A 3,618-nucleotide genomic window follows, 5' to 3' on the forward strand; every position below is an offset into this window, starting at 1 on the left:
GGTAACGGTATTTGTCGACGGATCCCCCACCCCCCCTGTGTCGATGAGGACCACCGGACCGCAGGGGTGGTGGGTCTGGCACGCCCCGGATCGACGCGCGCGCCCCCTCGCTCGGAGCTGCGACTCAGCGCGGGCGACGGATCTCGCGCCACAGGTCGACGTTGTCGTCGTCCCCGCCCGCGGCGTCGCCCGCGGAGCGCCCGACGACGGTCACCGCGACCTCGTGGTGCGGCGACGTGCGGATGATGACGCGATCCGACACCGACTCCCGCAGGATCCGCGCGAGCTCGCTGCGGATGCAGTCCAGGTCCGACACGGCCAGGCCCTCGAGACCCCCCTCGTCGAACAGGCTGACGGCCGCACCCCGGCGACGGGCGGCGTCGATCTCGGCGCGGACGCCGTCGTCGAGCAGGCGGGTGCCGCGCAGTTCGTCGCGCAGGCTCGCCTCGGCGCGGCGAGCGGCCTGCTTGTCGGCCTGGCGCAGGTTGCCGCCGTTCTCGATCGTCCGCGCCAGGATCGGTCCCGCGGCCTGCAGCGCGCGCTGCACGTGCAGTCGGCGCTCGCGCTGACGACCGCTCTGCGAGGCCTGCCACGCCGACGCCGCCTGCTGCAGCTCGGCCAGTCGTTCGGCATCCCGCGCCGCGCGGTCCAGCGCGATCGTGACCAGCTGCGCCGCCGTCACCCACACGAACGAACCGACCAGCCCCAGGCTCAGCGCCTGCAGCGGCCCGAGCCAGATCGAGGTCGACACGGTCAGGATGCCCATGCCCGTCCAGGCGACGACGGGGCGCCGCCGCACCATGACGATCGTCATGAGGGCGCCGATCGCGCCGATCACCCAGGTCACGAACGGCTGGGTGCGGCCGGACTCCGACACGGCGAGGAACGGCGCGTTCGAGACCACGACGGTGACGAGCAGGGCGAGAGCGACGCCCCAGCCGGGGAGCATCGCCGGAGTCGTTGCCGTCGCCTCGGCACGGCGGTCGCGCGCGCCGATCGCGAAGATCCACAGCCACGTGACGGGCAGGTAGAGCACCAGCGCCATGACGATGAGCCAGCCGCGCTCGACGGTGTCGGGCGACGTCCAGATGAGACCGCGCGCCGCGAGGTACGCCGTGAAGGCGAGACCGATGACGGACAGGATCGAGCGGACGGTCACCAGCGGTCACCGCTCTCCCACTCGAGGGTCACCGTGGTGCCGCCGGCCTGCGAATCGATCTCGCTGCGCCCACCGACCGCGGCCAAGCGCGCATCGATGGACCCGCGGATGCCGAGACGGTCGGGCGGGATCGCCGCCACGTCGAACCCGGGGCCGGTGTCGCGGACCCGCACGGCCACGCCGCCCGGCGCCGCGTGCCCCGACAGCTGAACGGTCAGGCCCTGCGCGTCGGCGTGCTGCACGGCATTGGCCACGGCCTGCATCGCCGCCAGGACGAGGGCTCGCGCCACCCGGCCGGGGACGCGCGGCGTCCCCTCTTCGACGCGACGCACGACGCTCAGCTCGACCCCGAGCTCGCGCGCGGCGGTCTCGATGTCGTCGGCGAGACGCACGGCCGGAACCGGCTCGTCGCTGCCCTCGAGCGAGTCCTTCTCGGCGTTGGCCAGGCGGGTCAGGGCCTCACGGGCCATGCTCACCGCCAGCGTGCGCTCCCGCGGGGTGGACGCGCGCTCGGCGGCGAGGAGCGCGCCGAGCACGCTGTCGTGCATGAGGGCGGCGACGGCGACGCGCTCGTGCTCGGTCGCCGCGGTCGCGGCGGCCGAGGCGTAGCTCGACACCGCCGACGCGCGCGCCTGATCGACGTTCGCGGCGATCGAGCGGTACATCCACCCGAGGGTCACCAGGACGCTGCCGAGGATCAGGGCGAACGAGACGTCGAGCGCGATCGGCACGATGAAGTCGCCGCGCCCGCCGACCTGGATCATGCGGACGACGCCGAACATCACGGGAGTGGCGATGGTCCACGCCACCTGCAGCCACAGGGGGAAGGCGACGATGGTCGCCACCGTCGCCACGTTGACGAGGTAGAAAATCCAGGGGTTCTCGGTCGGCACCGGCGCCGGTCCCCCGGCCGTGGCGACCGGCCAGACCATGAGCGCCAAGACGAAGACGACCGCGAAGACGCCCGAGAACACGCGCGCGAAGCGTCCGAGCGAGCACGCCACGACCATCGCGACCAGCGGCAGGAAGACGGCGACCACGAGCGGCACATGCCACCCTTCGGCCTCGTCGCCGGGGCCGAACGCCGCCGCGAAGGCCTGCGCGCCGAGCACCAGGGAGCCGGGGCCGACGATCAGCGTGATGACACGTTCGATGCGCGTCTGCGTGAAAGAGCCCTGTTCGGCCTGGACCTCTCGCGTGTGGGGGATGCGCCCCCAGGCTTCGTCGAGCACGGACCGTTCGGTTTCAACCATGACCGGGAGCGTCATCGGGCGCGTCCTGGAGGATGCCGTCTTCCATCGCCCGTCGCAACAGGTCGACCTTGGTCGGGGCCGGACGTCCGACCTCGACGTACTTCACGCGCACCCGCGTGATGTTCTCTTTCGCGGTCGAGTAGGCCACACCCAGGCGGTCCGCGACGGCCTTGAGCGGCAGCCCGGCCGCGTACAGCCGCAGCACCTCGCGCTCGCGCACCGACAGCTGGGCGTCGGCGAACTCCCGATCCCCCTCGACGGCGCTGGCCCACTCGACGTTGTCGAGCAGTTCGCCGCGTGCGACGGTGCTGATGGCGCCGAGCACCTCGTGGGTCGGCGACGACTTGCTGACGATGCCGGCGGCGCCCGCGGCGAGCGCCTCGCGCACGGCGGCGGCGCGATCGGCCACGCTGTGGATGATGACGCTCGATCCGTCGCGGACGACCCGGTCGACGTTCTCGGACACCGTGGTGCCGTCGCCGAGCGTCAGGTCGAGCACCACAACGTCGGCGGGCGAGGCGACGGCGCTCTGCCGCCACGACAGATACGCGGCGACATTGGCCCCCGAGAAGACGACCTGGGTGGCCTCGGTGCGCGCGAGCGCGGCTTCGAGCCCGAGTCGGACGGACTCGTGGTCATCGATGAGGGCGACGCGCGTCATGCCGTCATCGTATCGGCGCGACGTGCCGCCGCGCAGGGATGCGGCCCGCTCTCGGCGCGTCCTCCCCCGCGGGTGCGGGCCCGGCGGACCCGTCGGACACGGGCGGAGGGATGCCGCGCCTACCGCCGCAGGACGGTGACGGCCTCGACGTGGTGCGAGTTCGGGAAGAGATCGACGCCGCGGATGCCGCGATCGGCGCGATAGCCGTGGTCGGCGAAGGTGGCGAGGTCGCGCGCGAGGGCGACCGGGTCGCACGCAACGTAGACGACCGCCGACGGACGCAGGGCGGCGATCCCGTCGACGGCGTCGCGCCCGGCCCCCGCGCGCGGCGGGTCGAGCAGCACGACGCCGCGGGCGAGCCGCTCGCGCTCGCGCGCCGAGGCGTCGGCGGCGAGCCGGGCGACGAAACGGTCGACCCGCGCGGTCTCGGCGCGCGCACCGACCCACTCCGCGAGGTTCTCGCCCGCGTGCTCGGTGGCGCGCGGGTCGCTCTCGACGCTGACGACGCGCGTCCCCGCACCGCCCATCTCGGCCAGGGTCGCGGC

Annotated in this window: 3 protein-coding genes and 1 pseudogene; all 4 read right to left on the bottom strand. The window is 73.5% G+C overall.

What is annotated here, in order from left to right; all coding sequences use genetic code 11:
* Positions 1–124 precede the first annotated feature (124 nt).
* Entirely contained in the window at positions 125–1,159 is a 1,035-nt protein-coding gene (locus DBR36_RS12125) for a hypothetical protein (RefSeq protein WP_108319732.1), read from the bottom strand.
* Positions 1,156–2,412, bottom strand: a complete 1,257-nt coding sequence (locus DBR36_RS12130) for an ATP-binding protein (RefSeq protein ID WP_108319736.1) — start codon at positions 2,410–2,412, stop codon at positions 1,156–1,158. Before DBR36_RS12130 ends, DBR36_RS12125 begins: the two co-directional genes overlap by 4 nt.
* Positions 2,405–3,073 carry a response regulator transcription factor gene (locus DBR36_RS12135; protein WP_108319734.1) on the bottom strand — a complete coding sequence of 223 codons (669 nt, stop codon included), beginning with the start codon at positions 3,071–3,073 and terminating at the stop codon, positions 2,405–2,407. Before DBR36_RS12135 ends, DBR36_RS12130 begins: the two co-directional genes overlap by 8 nt.
* Before the next feature lie 119 nt (positions 3,074–3,192).
* Positions 3,193–3,618, bottom strand: a pseudogene (locus DBR36_RS12140) (class I SAM-dependent RNA methyltransferase); the annotation flags it as partial.

This window comes from Microbacterium sp. HMWF026 (genome assembly GCF_003061325.1).
Lineage (GTDB): Bacteria > Actinomycetota > Actinomycetes > Actinomycetales > Microbacteriaceae > Microbacterium > Microbacterium testaceum_E.